Origin of the sequence: Rhizobium sp. SG570 (genome assembly GCF_012275345.1) — a bacterium.
Lineage (GTDB): Bacteria > Pseudomonadota > Alphaproteobacteria > Rhizobiales > Rhizobiaceae > Rhizobium > Rhizobium lusitanum.
Map to the genome: position 1 here is coordinate 15,409 of NZ_JAAZQI010000012.1, position 16,283 is coordinate 31,691.

Consider the following 16,283-nt stretch of genomic DNA (forward strand, 5'->3'; position numbering starts at 1 on the left):
TTTGCTCCTATTGCCAGCACACCGATTCCCGTGACCAACCTATGCAATCCGACCGCGATGGGAAAGACTTTGTCCGTGTTTCATCCTGGGAACTCGCAGGCTGCTCGGCCTCATTCGAACCTTCTGCCCGCTCCTGGTGTTGTCCCGATACACCGCGATTTGCCGCGGTAAGCATTCGTTCACCGTTCCCGTTTAGGATTTGTCATCGTTACCGACCGTGGCTGGGGCAACGGATCAGGATTATGGCCTATTTACCCATTCTACGGCGGGCTCTGCTGCCGCTGATGTTGTCGTCGGCGCTGGTCGCATGCACGGCCGATAGCCTTGTGCCGCCGTCGAATGTCGACAGCACCGCGCGCGTCGGCTCGATCAAGCCGCATCGCAGCGTGGCGCAGCGGCAATTTGCCTATCCAGGGGCGCAGGACCCCGTCGTTTCAGCCTCCAGCAATTATAACAATGGTAATGGCCGTTCTGCCGGAACCGGAGAGGCCGTGACCACGACCGATGTCGAGGCGGGCCTGGCTCAGCAATCGGATGTTCCGTCTCAGGGCGTCAATATGGATGCGGAACTTGGCGTCGGACTGAGCGAAGAGGCTCGATCAGCATCTGTCGTCGGACTGGCGCAGGAGGAAGAGCAGAACATTGCCGAGGGCGAAACCGACCAGCCTGTTGTCGACGGTATCGGCTCGGACGCGCCGGTGCAGACCAATCGTTCGATCCTTCAGCGGCCGGCAGCCCAGGCCGAGCTCAATCAATCACCCGTACCGCGGCGGCAGCCGGGCACGCAACTGGCCATGCTGCCACGCGTTGACAATCCGATGCCGCGCATCGATCAGTTCGAGGCGCCCCAATCGCCTCCAGGTATGATGCCGCCTTCCGAAATCGCCTGCCGGCAGGAACTAAGGCGCATGGGCGTCGTCTATGTCGATAAGCCGGCGATTTCGAACGGCCCTGCCTGCCAGGTTCCCTATCCGATTTCGCTGAGCGGGCTTTCCGGCAATATCGCCGTCAGGCCGGCCGTCACGCTGAATTGTCAGGTCACCCTGGCCTTCGCCAAATGGGTGAAGAACGAACTGGCGCCGGCAGCACGCACCCGCTACTGGACCGGCATCGGCACTATCGTGCCGCTCGGCGGCTATTCCTGCCGCCGGATGAACAATAGCCGGCAACGTTATAATCCGATGTCGGAGCACGCTCATGGCAATGCCATCGATGTCGGCACTTTCATCCTGAAGAACGGCCATGTGATCGACGTGCGCAAGAAGGGCCTGTTCTCCTTCCGAGAGGGTCGGCTGCTCAAGGCTGTTCGCATCGACAGCTGCCGTTATTTCGATACCGTACTCGGGCCGGGCAGCAACCCTGAACATTGGAATCATTTCCACTTCGACCTCAGGGAACGCAACGGCGGCCGGCGTTATTGCAGCCTTTGATTGGCGGTTCGCCGGAGACGCATACACCCTTGCCGGCGACGAAAGCTGATTTATCTGAGAGGGAAATCGCTGTTAATTGCGACGACCGGGGCGAGTGAGGGTTTCATGGAAGAAGCACCGAGAAGAAAAAGAAGCCTGGGGCGCGCGCTATTCGCTGCTCTGGTCGCCATTGTCGTCGTGATCGGCGGGCGCTGGTACGCCTATGTCGCCTATGCGGACGATCCCTTCGATGAAGTCGGCATCGGTCTCAATACGATGATGCCCGGACCCATACGCGACAAGGGCTGCGAGATGTTGAAAGCCCGTTTCGAGCACAAGACGCTGCCGCCAGCCGGTTGCGGTGTAAACGGCAGTTGGTAATCGGCGCGTCTTCGGTCATAAGCTGGCGAAAAAAGAAAAGCCGGCGAGGGCCGGCTTGAGCGGCGCATGGCAACGACGGGGATCCTTGCCTGCTCCAAAAAACAATTTCATGTTGCAATGATGCGATGCAATATCAATGTGGCGGCAATAAACTATGGAGTATTGTCGGCGCTGACGAAGTCGCCAAGAGGCGTTGGGCGGAGTTGCGACGAACGTTGCTCACCTAAGGGCTTATATGCCCGACGAAGGTCACGATTTGATGACAGCTTATTTGGCATAAGCGAACGCTGTGTTTCAGCTCCGCGGGATGGTAAAAGCACAAGACGGGCTATATAGCGGGCAAACGCCGCGAAATTAATCATATAGACCGGACTTTACTTGCATCATGGCTCCGATCATTTCCATCCGCAGTCTTACGAAAACATATGCCAACGGATTCCAGGCGCTGAAAGGTATCGATCTCGATATCGAGCAGGGAGAAATCCTTGCCTTGCTCGGGCCGAATGGTGCCGGCAAGACGACATTGATTTCGATTGTCTGCGGGATCGCCAATCCGAGCGGTGGCTCGGTGATGGTCGGCGGCCATGACGTCGTGCGCGATTTTCGCGCCACGCGCAGCATGATCGGCCTCGTGCCGCAGGAGCTGACCACCGACCAGTTCGAGACCGTGTGGAATACGGTGAGCTTTTCGCGCGGACTGCATGGCAAGAAACCGAACCCCGCACACATAGAGAAGGTGCTGCGTGACCTCTCGCTGTGGGACAGGAAGGACAACACGCTTCGCCAGCTGTCCGGCGGCATGAAGCGGCGCGTCCTGATCGCCAAGGCGCTGTCGCACGAACCGCAGATCCTTTTTCTCGACGAGCCGACCGCCGGCGTCGATGTCACGCTGCGCAAGGACATGTGGCACGTGGTCGAGCGCTTGCGAGGCTCCGGCGTCACGATCATCCTGACGACGCATTATATCGAGGAAGCCGAAGAGATCGCCGATCGTGTCGGCGTCATCAATGGCGGCCAGTTGCTGCTCGTTGAGGAGAAGAAGGCGCTTATGGCCAAGCTCGGCCGCAAGCAGCTGATCCTTGATCTCAGCGAGCCGCTGGATGCCATACCGCACTGCCTCGAAGGCAACGGGCTTTCGCTCGGATCAAACGGTCTGACGCTGATCTACGATTTCGATGCCCAGCACGAACAGTCGAGCATCGCGGTGCTTCTGTCGCGGTTGGCAGCCGAAGGGATCCACTTCAAGGACCTCTCGACGCGCCAGAGTTCGCTCGAGGACATCTTCGTATCGCTGGTGGGAGAAGGCAAATGAACTTCGAGGCGATCAAATCCATTTATTCCTTCGAGATGGCCCGCACGCGCCGCACGCTGCTGCAGAGCGTCGTTTCGCCGGTCATTTCCACCTCGCTCTACTTCATCGTCTTCGGCGCCGCCATCGGCTCGCGCATCCACATGGTCGACGGCATTTCCTACGGCGCCTTCATCACGCCGGGCCTGATCATGCTGACGCTGCTCGGTCAGTGCATCAGCAACGGCTCCTTCGGCATCTACTTCCCGAAATTCACGGGCACGATTTATGAAGTCCTGTCCGCTCCGGTCGCCATGACCGAGATCGTTCTCGGCTATGTCGGCGCGGCGGCGACCAAGGGCATGATGATCGGCCTGATCATCCTGCTGACGGCGAACTTCTTCGTTGACATCACCATCCAGCATCCGTTCATGATGATCCTTTTCTTCGTGCTGACGGCGGTGACCTTCAGCCTGTTTGGCTTCATGATCGGCATATGGGCCGGGAATTTCGAGCAATTGAACCTTATTCCCATGCTCGTCGTGCCGCCGCTGACCTTCCTCGGCGGCAGCTTCTATTCCATCAACATGCTGCCACCCTTTTGGCAGGCCGTCAGCCACCTCAACCCGGTTCTCTATCTCGTTAGCGGCTTCCGCTGGAGCTTCTACGGTATCGCCGACGTCAATCCGGTGCTGAGCCTTGCCATGATCACGCTTTTCCTGGTCATCTGTCTGGGTGTTCTCGGATGGATTTTCAGGACGGGGTACCGATTGAGAAACTAAGCACGCCGCTATCGTCGGACATCTCAATATGGCAGGCAATTGCGGATGACGCGGTCCGGCGCTCCGACAATCTCATTTTCGTCCGGGGCGATCTATCGCTGCTGACCTGATGTCTCTTCAGCCCCCACGGCGCGTTCAACCGGCTGCCATCTTTTTGCGCGGTGCGATCGTCATGGCCATGACACCCGCTACGACGCAGACAAGACCCGCGGCTGCCGTCGAGGATACGGGTTCGCCGAGGAAGATCACGCCTATCCCGACGCCGATGGGAACGCGCAAGTAGGCCTGCGCAGTGGTGCCGACCGAACCCAGAGTTTGAATGAGCCGGAAATAGATGCTGAAGGCGAGGGCGGTCGAAACGATCGACAGGCCGAGCAGGGACAGGATCGAGGCCGTTGACGGCGTGATCTGCCAAGGATGCTCGAAAAACAAGCTGCCGGGGATAAGGAGAGCGGCGCCGCATAGCAACGAGCCGGCGGCGGGCATCATCGGATCCAGTCCCTTGAAATTGCGCCCGAACAGTGCGGCGCTGGCATAGCAGACCGATGCGGCGATGACGGCGAACTGCGCGGGCAGTTGCCGGCCTACTCCATTCAATGCATCGAGGCCGATGATGAGACAAATTCCTGCCATGCCGGCCACGACGCCGAACAGCTTGCGTCCCGTCAACCGCTCGCTGCGAAGAAGGATTGCCGAGAGCAGGAATGCAAAGATCGGTGTCGTGGAATTCAGGATCGTTGCCAGGCCGGCGTCGAGCGTCTGTTCGGCCCAGGCGATCAGCGTGAAGGGAATCGCGCTGTTGAGGCAGGATTGAACGAGAAAGCGCCGCCAGGTCGCCGCATCTCTCGGCAGATGGAGGCCGCGCCAGCGAATGATCGCAAGGAGAACGAGGCCGGCGATCAAGGTGCGGGCGGCAATCAGCGTGATTGGCGGAATGGTCGCCACGCCGACGCGGATAAAGCTGTAGGACGCGCCCCAGCAGGTCGCGAGGATCAAGAGAAGCAGCAACTCTGTCGTTATGTTGGTCTTTGCGGATGCCATGCGCATTTCACTCTTTGTACGGTTCAGATCTGCCGTCTTTTAGAGTGACGGGACCGAGGAATGCTTCGATCCCGGCCGAACTATCGATTGCCGTCGTTCGCCTCGCTCAATCCCTGAGCCGAAGCTCGTCGGTCTGCATCTGCAACGAGCCCAAAGTCTCCAGGAAGCTCATGCCGAGCAGGCTCTGGTCGAGCCTGCCTGCCTCGGCCACGGTCGCCTCGACGTCACGGCGCTTGATCGGGCCGATGGCGACCGAGCCGAGCTCGACGGGAGCGGCTTTGGCGCGACCATTGGCGGTCAGCACGGTCATGGAATAGGTGAGGTTTTCCGGGATGATGCCGACGCGTTCGGCGTCTTCCTGCGAAAGCGCGATGGTGCTGGCGCCGGTGTCGATGAGCATATCGATCGGCTGTCCGTTAATCAGCACTTCCGCTTCGAAATGCCCGTTCGAGCGCTTGTGGAGGATGATCTCCTGTCCGCCTTCGCTTGTGGTAACCACGACCGCATGTCCCGGCATCAATCCGGCGAAGACGCGGTTTCCGACCTGCTCGGCGTCGTGGCGATAGATATAGACGGTTGCCAACGCCATGATGACGACCAGCCAGATCAGGAGATTGCGCAGCGACTGGCTGACGGTCTGTCGGCTCGCCCAGACTGCGGCGCTCATCATCAGGGCGATCGGCAACAGATAGACGATGCGGGCGAAGTCGTCATTGTGCATGCCGAAGGTCGTGCCGCCGCTGTTGTTGAAGATGAGCAGCGCAAGGCCGATCCCGAGAATGGCGAGAACGATGTTCAAGCGGTTCATGCGGTACTGCGCTCCCGCGCCAGCCGTTGGCGGCGGGTTTCCCTGCGAGGCTTGCGTTCGACCTTCGTCAGGCGCTCGGGCAGGGTCTGCATGATCTCGCGGCGTTCGTCGTCGCTATACGTCATCCAAGCACCGATTTCCTCGGTCGTGCGTCCGCAGCCGAAGCAATAGCCGGTGTTCGTATCGATGGAACAGACAAGGATGCAGGGTGTCAGCATGAGATCATATATCGATGCTTCAAATGCACATAGCAAGAGTGCACAGGGATGCGATCTCGCAAATCTGCTGCGTCGCGCCGATGGTGTCGCCGGTGTGGCCGGACAGTCTTTGGCGCACGCGTCGGGTGACGAGAAACGTCGCGGCGGCGGTTACGAGAAGGCAGGGAACAAGCGCGGGAATACCCAGGCTCGGCCAAATGAGGAACGTCGCAAGGCCTAGTGCCACGATCAGCGCCAGCTGCATGGCATCGCCATCCGGCCTGCCGGCGGAAGCCGCGATTCCATCCGGTTTGGCGGGAGGGAGTGCATACCAGTGCCACACCATCGCGCCGCGGCTGAGGGCGACGGTTGCCAGAAGAGCGGCTGCTGCATCGAATGGCAGGGTGCCACGGCCGATGGCCGCCAATGCCGCGGCGCGCAGCCCGAAGGAGAGGATCAGCGCGCAAGCGCCATAGGTGCCGATGCGGCTGTCCTTCATGATGGCAAGCGCGCGCTCGCGGTCCTTGCCGCCACCCAATCCGTCAGCGGTGTCGCTGAGACCGTCCTCGTGCAGCGCACCTGTGATGACCGTTTGCAGCGTGAGAGCCAGCAGCGCTGCCATCAGCGGATCGATGTGAAGGGCAAGCAGCACACCGAAGACAAAGGCGGCGGGCAGGGCGATCAGCAATCCGGCAAAGGGGAAGGCGCGGGAAACCCGCGCGAGCTTGCCGTCATAGCCTGTGAAAAACGAGGTCGGCACGGGAATGCGACTTAAAAAGGCGACCGCGCGCGCGATGTCGCGCATGTATTCCCGCATTTCTTCCTCTCCCCGCTACCGGCGCGACAGCATCGGGCGCTTTTGGAGTTGTTCGCGCCGATTCCGAAGACTAATAGAGTCGCACGCAAAGAACCTGATTTGAGACCAAAAGACAAGGAACGGCATTCATGAGCGTAACCGGCTTGCCATTCGACGATTTCCGCACCCTGCTGCGCGACCTGCCTGGGCCGGATGCGCAGGCGCTCGTGGCGGCGCGCGAGCGCGACGCGCAGCTCACCAAGCCGCCCGGCGCGCTCGGTCGGCTCGAGGAGATCGCCTTCTGGCTGGCGGCCTGGACCGGCCGGCCGCCGGCGGTGACCCGGCCGCTGGTCGCGATATTTGCCGGCAATCACGGTGTCACCAAGCAGGGAATTACGCCATTCCCGCCTTCCGTCACGCAGCAGATGGTGGAGAACTTCGCCGCCGGTGGCGCGGCGATCAACCAGATCTGCGTCACCTATGATCTCGGCCTCAAGGTCTTCGATCTGGCGCTCGATTTTCCGACGGCCGACATCACCGAGGAGCCGGCGCTGAGTGAGCGCGACTGTGCCGCGACCATGGCCTTCGGCATGGAGGCGATCGCCGGCGGTACGGACTTGCTCTGCATCGGCGAGATGGGCATCGGCAACACCACCATCGCCGCCGCCATCCACTATGCGCTTTACGGCGGCAAAGCGGAGGACTGGGTGGGTCCGGGAACGGGCTCCGAGGGCGAGATGCTGAGGCGCAAGATCGTTGCCGTCGAGAAGGCGGTCGCGCTGCACCGCGCTCATCTTTCCGATCCGCTGGAGGTCCTGCGTCGTCTCGGCGGTCGTGAGATCGCCGCCATGGCTGGCGCCATTCTTGCGGCACGCATGGAGCGCATCCCTGTTATCATCGACGGCTATGTCGCGACCGCTGCCGCCTCCGTCCTCAAGGCAGCCAATCCATCCGCGCTCGATCATTGCCTGATCGGTCACGTTTCGGCGGAGCCGGGGCATTTGAGGTCCATCGAGAAGCTCGGCAAGACACCGCTCCTGGCGCTCGGCATGCGGCTCGGTGAGGGCACCGGCGCGGCGCTTGCGGCCGGGATCGTCAAGGCCGCCGCGGCCTGCCATTCCGGGATGGCGACGTTCGAAAGCGCCGGTGTCGCCAACAAGCACTGATCGAATATGGTGGCGAGATGCCGGAGAGGTATTTCGCCACTGAATTTCCTGTGGAGCGATCGTTTCACGTCATAAATCTGTAGTGAATTTCGAGGGCGTTCGAAAGTGTCGTCTTGCTTCATCGAAGCTGAGGCGGTATTCGCGAAGCGTCTAATTTGCAATCGGAACATTGCGGGCGGAGCGGGCATGGCCGAGTTTTCGAAACCAGCAGTCACCAAGGAAACGGGTTTCAGGCATTTCTTTGCCGCTGCCGGTTATTCCTGGGGTGGTTTTCAACGGCTGCTTCAGGAGGCTGCTTTTCGCCAGGAGCTGCTGTTTGCAGCGGTTTCACTGATCCTGCTGATCGTAATCGGTGCAAGCCTCGGTGAGATCGTCATTGGCATGGTGCTTTTCCTCGGCGTTTTTGCGATCGAAGCAATGAATACAGCCGTAGAAGAGGTCATAGACCGGATTTCGCCGGAGATTTCCAATGTCGGCAAGTATGCCAAGGATCTTGGCTCCTTCGCCGTGTTTTGCATGCTGGTCGCTGCCGGCATCTATATGCTTTACGTTGTCGGCAGCCATTTGCTTTTCCGCTAGGCGCCGGAAAACGAACCTCAGGCGAAGCTCTTCTTGCGCCGTTCGATGAGCGGTGCGTCCTCGACGGCCGGCAGGCTTTGCAGCACGCGTCTGGCCGGCAGAATGGCGATGACCTCGGTGCCTTCACGCAGCTTGGATTTCAACATGAACTGACCGTCATGCTTGGCGAGGATGGCCTGCACGATCGGCAACCCCAGGCCGGTTCCTTGCTCCGCGCTCTTGATGGCGATCGAGCCCTGCCCGAAGGCGGAGAGGACCACCGGGATCTCCTCTTCGGGAATACCAGGCCCATTGTCCTTGATTGCCACATATTGTCCGCCTCCGGCCGTCCAGCCGACCTTGACGCTGATTTCGCCGCCTTGCGGCGTGAATTTCACGGCGTTCGACAGAAGGTTGAGGATCACCTGACGCAAGGACTTTTCATCTGCCCATATCGAGGGAAGCTGCGGCTCGAATTGAGACGAGATGGATATGTTCTTGCCGCGGGCGCGCAGCTGCACCATGCCGATGCAATCCTCCGCCACATCGAGCAGCGAGATTGCTTCCTCGTTCAGCTCGTATTTGCCGGCTTCGATGCGCGACAGATCGAGGATCTCGTTGATCAGGTTGAGCAGGTGCTGCCCGGAGCGATGAATATCGGTGGTGTATTCGCGATAGGTCGCATTGTTCAACGGCCCCATGACCTCAGCCGACATGACCTCGGAAAATCCGAGAATGGCGTTCAGCGGCGTTCTGAGTTCATGCGACATGGAGGCGAGGAAGCGTGATTTGGCGAGGTTTGCCTCCTCGGCACGCCTGCGCGCCTCGTCGGACATGGACTTTGCGACTTCCAATTCCACGATCAGATCATCCTTTTCAGATTGGAAGGAAAGGATCTTCAGATTGGATTGAAACATCCGATTGGTGATGAGGGTGAAGAAAATCACGGCGACGGAGACCGCCGCAGTCAGCGCGATGTCGGAGGGCTTTCGTGTCAGGATCGCGGTTACGGCAAGAGCTACCGTGGCCGGTGCAAAGGAAAAGGGAACGGCGCGCGGCAGCATGAAGTTGGCCATCGCCGTGATGCAGATGGCCACCAGCAATGTCGCGCCCTTATAGAGGCTGAAGCTGTCGCCGCCGCAGGTCGCGCAGCCTTGCATGGCGAAGATTGCCCAACAGAGGCCGACAAGCAGCTGTCCCAGCAACAGGATCTGACGCCATTTCCTGGCGCTCTCGGCGGTTATGTCCTGCTTCTTTGCTCGTCTGCCGAGCAGCATGTTGATGGCATGCGCCGTCAGAATGGGAATGGTCCAGAAGAAGATTTGGACGTCACGCGTCAGATAGACGCCGAGCGCCGCGACGACGATGGCGAAGATCGGCACGATTGCCGCACCTTGCAGCAACGTGTCGATATGCATGACCATAAGTTCGCGATCGAAGTTGCGGCTGTGGCCGGTTTGCAGGCGCTCGCGCGTCTGCCGCACGGCCTTCGACACAGCCCGGTTGCGGTGACTGCGCGATCGGTCGACGATGTTTTTATCTGTCGATGTGCTGACGCCGGTTCTCATGGACACATTGAAACTTGGCCTGCGTGAGATTACAGACTAGCGGTCAAATCTTAAGAAGATGCTGCGACGAAATGATTTGTTTGCCATCTTTGCCAAGGATTTATTCTTAAAGGAGGCAGTAGCGTGACGCGGTCCAGCCGCCTGTTTCGTGACGGCGTGACCACATTTGCTCTGCTCGCGGTGCTCGGTTTGCTGGCGTTGAAGATGAATAATCGCCCGGAACTCATTCAAACCGGCAGCTTTTTCGTTATCGATGGTGATACGCTCTCATCCGATGGCGAGCGCTTCCGACTGCTTGGCATCGATGCGCCTGAGTATCGTCAACAATGTCGACGCAACGGCATAGACTGGGCTTGCGGCGAAGAAGCGCGCCGAACCCTCAACACACTTATTAACGCCGGCACACCGGAATGCCGTGGACGCGACCATGATCGCTATGGCCGGCTGCTCGTAACTTGCATGGCGGGCGAGCTCGATATCAATGGTGAAATGGTTCGCAGCGGCATGGCGCTGTCCTACGGCGGCTATACCGCCGAGGAGCACGCGGCGCGGCAGGCGAAGGCCGGAGTTTGGGCCGGTGATTTCGAGCGGCCGAAGGACTATCGGCGCGAGGAGAATGTGGCGCAATCCAATGGAAGCAATTCGCTCACAGGCCTGATCGACTATCTGCAGCAACTCGTCGGATGGAGGACGCAGTGAAGCGGGAAAGTGAATTGCAGGCCCTGCATTCGGCGATTGCCGTATGTCGACTCTGTCGGGACGCGCCGGCGAAAGGCGAGGCGGATCGGCTGCCGCATGAGCCACGGCCGGTCGCGACGCTCTCATCGACGGCGCGTATCCTGATTGCGGGGCAGGCGCCTGGCCTGCGCGTTCACGAGAGCGGCCTGCCGTTCAACGATGCTTCCGGCGATCGGCTGCGGCAATGGTTGAGTGTCGATCGCGAGAGCTTCTATAACCCCGACCATTTCGCCATGTTGCCGATGGGCTTCTGCTTTCCCGGCTATGACGCAGCCGGTAGCGATCTGCCGCCGCGCAGGGAATGCGCGCCTTTATGGCGGCAGAAGGCCGTGGATGCGATGCCGCAGATCGAGCTGATCCTGACGATCGGTCAGTATGCCCAGGCATGGCATCTCGGCGCTGAGCGCATGGCGTCGATGACGGAAACGGTCGCGGAATGGCGGCACTATTTACTCTCGCGCCGATCGCCGGCCGTTCTGCCGTTGCCGCATCCGAGTTGGCGCAACAGCGGCTGGCTGAAGCGTCATCCCTGGTTTGAGGCGGAGTTGCTCCCCGCGTTACAAGAACGTGTGAAAATCCTGATTTCTTGAAAAAAGTTTCTTTTCTCCCGCTTAAAGTAGGCTATAGAGAGAATATAATTCGAAGGGATGCTTAAATGGACCGTCTTGACCGCAAAATCCTGCGTCTTCTGCAGGAGGATTCCACTCTGGCCGTGGCCGATCTCGCCAAGAAGGTCGGGCTGTCAACGACACCATGCTGGCGCCGCATCCAGAAGATGGAAGAGGACGGCGTCATTCGCCGCCGCGTGGCGCTTCTCGATCCTGAAAAGGTCAACACCAAGGTCACCGTTTTCGTTTCCATCCGCACCAACAGCCACTCCATCGAATGGCTGAAGCGTTTCTCCGAGGTGATTGCCGATTTCCCGGAAGTGGTGGAATTCTATCGCATGAGCGGCGATGTCGACTATTTGCTGCGGGTCGTCGTTCCCGATATCGCCGCCTATGACGCTTTCTACAAGCGCATGATCGCTAAGATAGAAATCCGCGACGTATCGTCGGTTTTTGCGATGGAGCAGATCAAGTATTCGACGGAGCTGCCGCTGGATTACATGCTGCTGGAGAATGCGAAGTCGAACGAGGACTGAGCGCCGCTTCGCAAGGGCGCTCAGCCGAATCGTTATTTCAGCTGATAGACTTTCGTTACTTCCGGTCCAGCCGTGCGAGCAGGGATGACGTATCCCAGCGGTTGCCGCCCATGGCCTGAACATCGCCGTAGAATTGGTCGACGAGCGCGGTCAGCGGCAGCTTGGCCTGGTTCTGGCGGGCTTCGGCGAGCACGATGCCGAGATCCTTGCGCATCCAGTCGACGGCAAAGCCGAAATCATATTTGCCGACATTCATGGTCTTGTGGCGGTTTTCCATCTGCCAGGAGCCGGCGGCTCCCTTGGAAATGACCTCCACCACCTTTTCGATATCGAGGCCGGCTTGCTTGCCGAAGTGGATGCCTTCGGCAAGACCCTGAACGATGCCCGCGATGCATATCTGGTTGATCATCTTGGTCAATTGGCCAGCACCGACCGCTCCCATCAGGCCGACCATGCGAGCATAGGCGTCGATCACAGGTCGTGCCTTCTCGAACACGGCTTCATCGCCGCCGCACATGACTGTCAGCACACCGTTTTCCGCGCCGGCTTGCCCGCCGGAGACGGGCGCATCGATGAAGTTGGCGCCTTTCTCCCTGGCGGCAGCGTAGAGTTCGCGTGCCACTTCGGCGCTGGCGGTGGTGTTGTCGACGAGTATCGCGCCGGCTTTTATGCCTGAAAGGATACCGTTTTCGCCGATCGTGACCGAGCGCAGGTCGTCGTCATTACCGACGCAGGTGAAAACGAAGTCGGCGCCTTCGGCGGCCTCAGCCGGGGTGGGGGCGAACTTGCCCTCGAACTGCTTGGCCCATGCCTCGGCCTTGGCAATGGTCCGGTTGTAGACGGTGACGTCATGCCCGCCCTTGACCTTCAGATGCCCCGCCATGGGATATCCCATGACGCCCATGCCGATGAATGCGACCTTTGCCATTTTCGTTACTCCCTGACCGATTTTGACTGAAGGCTTAGCGGAAAGGCTAGAGGGACGGAAGACCGATTTATCGGCTAACTTGTCACGGTGCCACAGGATTTGAAATTTCATTTCTAATTTATGATGTTTTTCGAAACCAAATTTCGTCTCGGGTGAGAAACTTCAATATATCCTTTGTCGATATATTCTATGGATTTGCGATGCTCAAGCATCGATAAACAAGCCGGCGGCCGCAGGAAGCGCCAAGGCGCCATGAAAAGGATCTTCGATGATTTCGCGCAGACAGACACTCGGCCTCCTTGGCGCCACGGCAGCTGCCTTCGCGTTGCCCTCCCTCCGGCCGGCACGTGCCGCTGCGGCGACGAGCCTTCGCATTGGCTGGCAGAAGAACGGTGTTCTGGCGCTCGCCAAGCGTAAGGGAGCGCTGGAAAAACTGCTCTCCGGTCGTGGCATCTCCGTCGAATGGTCGGAATTCACGTCCGGCCCGCCGCTGCTCGAAGCGCTCGGTGCGGGTGCTCTTGATTTCGGCGCGACCGGCGATGTGCCGCCGCTCTTTGCGCAGGCCGCCAACGGCAACCTGCTCTATGTCGGCCTTTACACGGGCAGCCCCGAAAGCTCGGCCATTCTGGTCCGCAAGGATTCGCCGATCCAGACGCTTGCCGACCTCAAGGGGAAGAAGGTCGCCTTCAAGCGCGGCTCCAGCGCTCACAACGTGACCGTCAAGGCCTTGCGCAAGGGCGGACTGACGGTCAACGACGTCCAGGCGCTCGATCTTGCGCCGCCGGATGCCTCGGCCGCTTTCAAGACAGGCGCCATCGATGCCTGGTCGATCTGGGATCCCTATCTTGCCATTGCCGAAGCGGATCCTGATACCCGCATCCTCGCGACTGCCCGCGGCATCGTCGACTCCTTCAGCTATTTCCTGGCGAACGGCGATTTCACCAAGGGCAATCCGCAGGTCATTACCGACGTGATCGCCGAACTCGCCAAGGTGGGGGCAGCGGCTCAGTCCAATCTCGACGACACAGTTACGGCCCTGTCTCAGATCACCGGCGTTCCGGCCGACGTGACGCGGGTAACATTGACGCGCCCCGGCTCGGATCTTGGCAGTGTTTCGACCATTACCGATGCGGCGGTCGCCTATCAGCAGGGGCTGGCCGATGAATTCTACAATCTCGGGATTGTCCCGAAGAAGCTGACCGTCACTGATATCGTCTGGCGGCCGAAGGCGAGCTGAGCACTGGCGGCCTGCTTGCAGATGCCCGTGCGGCCCGCGTCTCAAACATCGCGGACGGGGGTCCGCATGGGGAAAAATATTCCGCCGAACGCCCGGCAATAGAAAATCTGTATTGTCGATATAATTCATAGTCTATGTCACTATCCGATCGAAGCATCGGGAAGTGGCTCCCGACCACGCGCATCCAGAAGGCAGGAACACTTCATGACCGCGACTGCAAAACCCATCGACTTCCTGTGGTTCATTCCCACTTCCGGCGACGGCACTTATCTCGGTACGACCGACCTCAATCGCGGCCCGGAGATCGGCTATCTCCAGCAGATCGCACAGGCGGTCGATCGGCTGGGTTATACGGGCGTGCTGCTGCCGACGGGCGTCTCCTGCGAGGAGTCCTTCGTTACGGCGGCGGCTCTTTCGGCGCATACCCAGAAGCTGAAATTCCTGGTGGCGATCCGTCCCGGCACCGCTTCGCCTGCTTATTACGCCCGTCTCGCCTCGACGCTCGACCGCGTTTCGAACGGTCGCGTGCTGCTCAACATCGTCGTCGGCGGCAGCCCGGCGGAGCTGGCAGGCGACGGCATTCATCTGGAGCATGACGAGCGTTACGCCCACGCCGATGAGTTCTTCCATGTCTGGGAGGAATTGCTGGAGAAGGGATCTTCGACCTTCGAGGGCAAGTATATCAAGGCCACCAACGCAAGACTGGGCCTGCCGCCGGTGCAGTCGCCGCGCCCGCCGCTCTATTTCGGCGGTTCTTCGGATGCCGGCATCGAATTCTCTGTCGGCCGTGTCGACAAATACCTGACCTGGGGCGAGCCGCCGGCGCTGGTGGCCGAGAAGATCGAGAAGGTGCGGGCCGCTGCCGCCAAGCGGGGCCGCGAGGTCAGCTTCGGTATTCGCCTGCACTTCATCGTCCGCGAGACGGATGAGGAGGCATGGGCCGCGGCCGACAGGCTGATCTCCAAGCTCGACGATGAGACGATCCGCGAAGCGCAGGAGCAGTTCGTCAAGCAGTCCGACTCGGTCGGCCAGAAGCGCATGGCGGCCCTTCACGGCGGCCGCCGCGACAAGCTGGAAGTTTCGCCGAACCTCTGGGCGGGCGTCGGCCTGGTGCGCGCTGGTGCCGGCACGGCGCTTGTGGGGTCACCGAAGACGGTGGCGGCAAGGCTGCGTGAATATCAGGAACTCGGCATCGAAACGGTGATCGGCTCCGGTTATCCCCATCTGGAGGAAGCCTATCGCGTCGCGGAGCTCTTGTTCCCCGAACTCGGATTGAACCGCGAGGAGCAGCGAGCCGGATTCCGCAACGAGTTCGGCGCGAAGCAGATTTTTGCCGGCGGCAGCCATGGCGGCAATCTGAAAGTCGTTTCCGGCTCGTGAGCCATCCTTCCAAGGAGATCCCCATGTCGGCATTCGATACTTCCTTCCTACGCGTCGGCGCCGAAAGCCGGGCTCGTCCGGTCAAGGCTGCAAGGCAGACCATCTCGATCGAGCGGTTTCTGCCCTTCCTGCTGCCCATCGTCGTGATCGCGGCATGGCAGCTCGGCTCGTCGGTCGGATGGATCTCGACGCGCATCATGCCGTCACCCGCAGCAGTCGTGACCGCCTTCTGGCAGACGACGATTTCCGGTCAGCTGCCGAACAACATTCTCGTCAGCGCCGGTCGCGCCTTTGCCGGCCTGCTGGTCGGCGGCTCGCTCGGCTTCCTGCTCGGCATCGCCAACGGCGTATCGCGTCTGTCTGAACAGTTGACCGACACAACGCTGCAGATGCTGCGCACCATTCCGCACCTTGCCATGGTGCCGCTTGTCATCCTCTGGTTCGGGATCGGCGAGGAATCGAAGCTGTTCCTGACGGCGCTCGGCGTGCTTTTCCCGATCTATCTCAACACCTATCACGGCGTGCGCAATGTGGATCGCGGCCTGATCGAGATGGGGAAGGTCTACGGCATGAGCTACTGGACGCTGTTCAGGAAAGTGATCTTTCCCGGCGCCCTGCCGTCCATCCTTGTCGGACTGCGCTTCGCACTCGGCATCATGTGGCTGACGCTGATCGTTGCGGAGTCGATCGCCGCATCGTCGGGCATCGGCTACATGGCCAACAATGCCCGTGAGTTCGGCATGACCGATGTCGTGGTCCTGACGCTGGTCATCTACGCCATCCTCGGAAAGCTTGCCGATGTCGTCGCACGGACAATCGAGCGCAGGACGCTCCGCTGGAACCCGGCCTATCAGAATTGAGG

General features: G+C 60.2%; 18 protein-coding genes. 12 read left to right on the top strand and 6 right to left on the bottom strand.

Annotated features, from left to right (window positions below; all coding sequences use genetic code 11):
- The first annotated feature begins 242 nt into the window (after positions 1-242).
- The 4 genes from FHT28_RS22655 (at position 243) to FHT28_RS22670 (ending at position 3,860) form a co-directional block, all read left to right on the top strand.
- Complete coding sequence (locus FHT28_RS22655) at positions 243-1,430, top strand: extensin family protein (protein WP_168597438.1); 1,188 nt, start codon at positions 243-245, stop codon at positions 1,428-1,430.
- 105 nt (positions 1,431-1,535) lie between these two features.
- Entirely contained in the window at positions 1,536-1,790 is a 255-nt protein-coding gene (locus FHT28_RS22660; protein WP_092573837.1) for a hypothetical protein, read from the top strand.
- A 385-nt stretch (positions 1,791-2,175) separates the two neighbouring features.
- Positions 2,176-3,102 (top strand): ABC transporter ATP-binding protein, encoded by a 927-nt coding sequence (locus FHT28_RS22665; protein WP_047556510.1) that lies wholly within the window; start codon positions 2,176-2,178, stop codon positions 3,100-3,102.
- A complete protein-coding gene (locus tag FHT28_RS22670; RefSeq protein WP_037202510.1) occupies positions 3,099-3,860 on the top strand; it encodes an ABC transporter permease in 762 nt (253 codons plus the stop codon). The genes FHT28_RS22665 and FHT28_RS22670 overlap by 4 nt, the downstream gene beginning before the upstream one ends.
- Before the next feature lie 135 nt (positions 3,861-3,995).
- Here FHT28_RS22670 and FHT28_RS22675 read toward each other — a convergent pair whose 3' ends face one another.
- The 4 genes from FHT28_RS22675 to FHT28_RS22690 all read right to left on the bottom strand — a co-directional run bounded on the left by FHT28_RS22675 (position 3,996) and on the right by FHT28_RS22690 (position 6,723).
- Complete coding sequence (locus FHT28_RS22675) at positions 3,996-4,901, bottom strand: EamA family transporter (RefSeq protein WP_168597439.1); 906 nt, start codon at positions 4,899-4,901, stop codon at positions 3,996-3,998.
- A 106-nt stretch (positions 4,902-5,007) separates the two neighbouring features.
- Positions 5,008-5,709: a TIGR02281 family clan AA aspartic protease gene (locus FHT28_RS22680; RefSeq protein ID WP_092573835.1), complete on the bottom strand. Its 702-nt coding sequence runs from the start codon at positions 5,707-5,709 to the stop codon at positions 5,008-5,010.
- A complete protein-coding gene (locus tag FHT28_RS22685; protein WP_092573834.1) occupies positions 5,706-5,927 on the bottom strand; it encodes a DUF1289 domain-containing protein in 222 nt (73 codons plus the stop codon). Before FHT28_RS22685 ends, FHT28_RS22680 begins: the two co-directional genes overlap by 4 nt.
- Before the next feature lie 19 nt (positions 5,928-5,946).
- The gene (locus tag FHT28_RS22690; protein WP_168597440.1) at positions 5,947-6,723 is read right to left on the bottom strand and encodes an adenosylcobinamide-GDP ribazoletransferase; all 777 of its coding nucleotides are present in this window, start codon (positions 6,721-6,723) and stop codon (positions 5,947-5,949) included.
- 128 nt (positions 6,724-6,851) lie between these two features.
- Between FHT28_RS22690 and cobT the strand changes: the two genes are divergently transcribed.
- Positions 6,852-7,868 carry a nicotinate-nucleotide--dimethylbenzimidazole phosphoribosyltransferase gene (gene cobT, locus FHT28_RS22695; RefSeq protein ID WP_113118669.1) on the top strand — a complete coding sequence of 339 codons (1,017 nt, stop codon included), beginning with the start codon at positions 6,852-6,854 and terminating at the stop codon, positions 7,866-7,868.
- A gap of 186 nt (positions 7,869-8,054) precedes the next feature.
- Positions 8,055-8,447 (top strand): diacylglycerol kinase, encoded by a 393-nt coding sequence (locus FHT28_RS22700; RefSeq protein WP_168597441.1) that lies wholly within the window; start codon positions 8,055-8,057, stop codon positions 8,445-8,447.
- A 17-nt stretch (positions 8,448-8,464) separates the two neighbouring features.
- Here the strand turns inward: FHT28_RS22700 and FHT28_RS22705 are convergent, their stop codons facing one another.
- Positions 8,465-9,994, bottom strand: a complete 1,530-nt coding sequence (locus FHT28_RS22705) for a HAMP domain-containing sensor histidine kinase (protein ID WP_047638289.1) — start codon at positions 9,992-9,994, stop codon at positions 8,465-8,467.
- Between the two features lie 123 nt (positions 9,995-10,117).
- On the opposite strand from FHT28_RS22705, the gene FHT28_RS22710 reads away from it, so the two are divergent.
- The 3 genes from FHT28_RS22710 (at position 10,118) to FHT28_RS22720 (ending at position 11,876) form a co-directional block, all read left to right on the top strand.
- Positions 10,118-10,693, top strand: coding sequence for a thermonuclease family protein (locus FHT28_RS22710; RefSeq protein ID WP_047638288.1), 576 nt, complete (start codon positions 10,118-10,120; stop codon positions 10,691-10,693).
- Positions 10,678-11,322, top strand: coding sequence for a uracil-DNA glycosylase family protein (locus tag FHT28_RS22715; protein ID WP_047638286.1), 645 nt, complete (start codon positions 10,678-10,680; stop codon positions 11,320-11,322). The genes FHT28_RS22710 and FHT28_RS22715 overlap by 16 nt, the downstream gene beginning before the upstream one ends.
- Before the next feature lie 65 nt (positions 11,323-11,387).
- Positions 11,388-11,876 carry an Lrp/AsnC family transcriptional regulator gene (locus FHT28_RS22720; protein ID WP_037202496.1) on the top strand — a complete coding sequence of 163 codons (489 nt, stop codon included), beginning with the start codon at positions 11,388-11,390 and terminating at the stop codon, positions 11,874-11,876.
- 55 nt (positions 11,877-11,931) lie between these two features.
- On the opposite strand, the gene FHT28_RS22725 is transcribed toward FHT28_RS22720, so the two are convergent.
- The gene (locus tag FHT28_RS22725) at positions 11,932-12,804 is read right to left on the bottom strand and encodes an NAD(P)-dependent oxidoreductase (protein ID WP_047638285.1); all 873 of its coding nucleotides are present in this window, start codon (positions 12,802-12,804) and stop codon (positions 11,932-11,934) included.
- Positions 12,805-13,072: 268 nt separating this feature from the next.
- Between FHT28_RS22725 and FHT28_RS22730 the strand changes: the two genes are divergently transcribed.
- From FHT28_RS22730 to ssuC, 3 genes are all read left to right on the top strand, one after another.
- The gene (locus tag FHT28_RS22730) at positions 13,073-14,041 is read left to right on the top strand and encodes an aliphatic sulfonate ABC transporter substrate-binding protein (RefSeq protein WP_047556523.1); all 969 of its coding nucleotides are present in this window, start codon (positions 13,073-13,075) and stop codon (positions 14,039-14,041) included.
- 204 nt (positions 14,042-14,245) lie between these two features.
- Positions 14,246-15,421, top strand: a complete 1,176-nt coding sequence (gene ssuD / locus FHT28_RS22735; protein ID WP_168597442.1) for an FMNH2-dependent alkanesulfonate monooxygenase — start codon at positions 14,246-14,248, stop codon at positions 15,419-15,421.
- A gap of 23 nt (positions 15,422-15,444) precedes the next feature.
- Positions 15,445-16,281 (top strand): aliphatic sulfonate ABC transporter permease SsuC, encoded by an 837-nt coding sequence (gene ssuC, locus FHT28_RS22740; protein WP_168597443.1) that lies wholly within the window; start codon positions 15,445-15,447, stop codon positions 16,279-16,281.
- Positions 16,282-16,283 lie beyond the last annotated feature (2 nt).